The sequence below is a fragment of the Alkalimonas sp. NCh-2 genome (assembly GCF_039631345.1).
Taxonomy (GTDB): domain Bacteria; phylum Pseudomonadota; class Gammaproteobacteria; order Enterobacterales; family Alteromonadaceae; genus Alkalimonas; species Alkalimonas mucilaginosa.
Genome location: NZ_JBDIUV010000011.1, coordinates 1772 through 3112 on the forward strand (window position 1 = coordinate 1772; position 1341 = coordinate 3112).

The window sequence follows — 1341 nt, forward strand, 5'->3', positions numbered from 1 at the left end:
AGTGAGTTTTTAACTCAACACTCACCACTAAACACTCAACACTAAGTTTTTTCATTTGAGTTTATCTCAAACTGCTCTTTAACAACTTGGCAAGCTGATAGTAGAAATAACAAGGTAACAATTTATTTGTGACCTTACTCACAAGCGTGCGACTTCAAGAGGCTAAGGCCACTTGGGGTTGTATGGTTAAGTGACTAAGCGTACACGGTGGATGCCTTGGCAGTCAGAGGCGATGAAGGACGTACTAACTTGCGATAAGCCATGATGAGGCAGTAAGAGCCGCATGAGTCATGGATTTCCGAATGGGGAAACCCACCTGATTTATCAGGTATCGTTGCATGAATCCATAGTGCAACGAGGCGAACCCGGGGAACTGAAACATCTAAGTACCCGGAGGAAAAGAAATCAACCGAGATCCCGTTAGTAGCGGCGAGCGAACGCGGGCCAGCCCTTAAGCTTATTTGGTGTTAGTGGAATCCTTTGGAAAGAGGAGCGATACAGGGTGATAGCCCCGTACACGACGGTGCCATTTAAGTGAAAACGAGTAGGACGGGACACGTGATATCCTGTTTGAACATGGGGGGACCATCCTCCAAGGCTAAATACTCCTGACTGACCGATAGTGAACCAGTACCGTGAGGGAAAGGCGAAAAGAACCCCTGTAAGGGGAGTGAAATAGAACCTGAAACCGTGTACGTACAAGCAGTGGGAGCACCTTTATGGTGTGACTGCGTACCTTTTGTATAATGGGTCAGCGACTTACATTCTGTAGCGAGGTTAACCGAATAGGGGAGCCGTAGGGAAACCGAGTCTTAACTGGGCGAACAGTTGCAGGGTGTAGACCCGAAACCGGGCGATCTATCCATGAGCAGGTTGAAGATTGAGTAACATCAATTGGAGGACCGAACCCACTAATGTTGAAAAATTAGGGGATGACTTGTGGATCGGAGTGAAAGGCTAATCAAGCTCGGAGATATCTGGTTCTCCTCGAAAGCTATTTAGGTAGCGCCTCGAGCGAATACCATTGGGGGTAGAGCACTGTTTGGGCTAGGGGGTCATCCCGACTTACCAACCCCATGCAAACTCCGAATACCAATGAGTACTACTCGGGAGACACACGGCGGGTGCTAACGTCCGTCGTGGAAAGGGAAACAACCCAGACCGCCAGCTAAGGTCCCAAAGTTATGATTAAGTGGAAAACGATGTGGGAAGGCATAGACAGCTAGGAGGTTGGCTTAGAAGCAGCCACCCTTTAAAGAAAGCGTAATAGCTCACTAGTCGAGTCGGCCTGCGCGGAAGATGTAACGGGGCTAAATCATACACCGAAGCTGCGGACTTGTG

1 rRNA gene (running past one end of the window) is annotated in these 1341 nt (G+C 48.8%); it reads left to right on the forward strand.

The features are described from left to right. Positions 1–184 precede the first annotated feature (184 nt). Positions 185–1341, forward strand: a 23S ribosomal RNA gene (locus ABC502_RS18565) (it continues 1816 nt past the right edge of the window).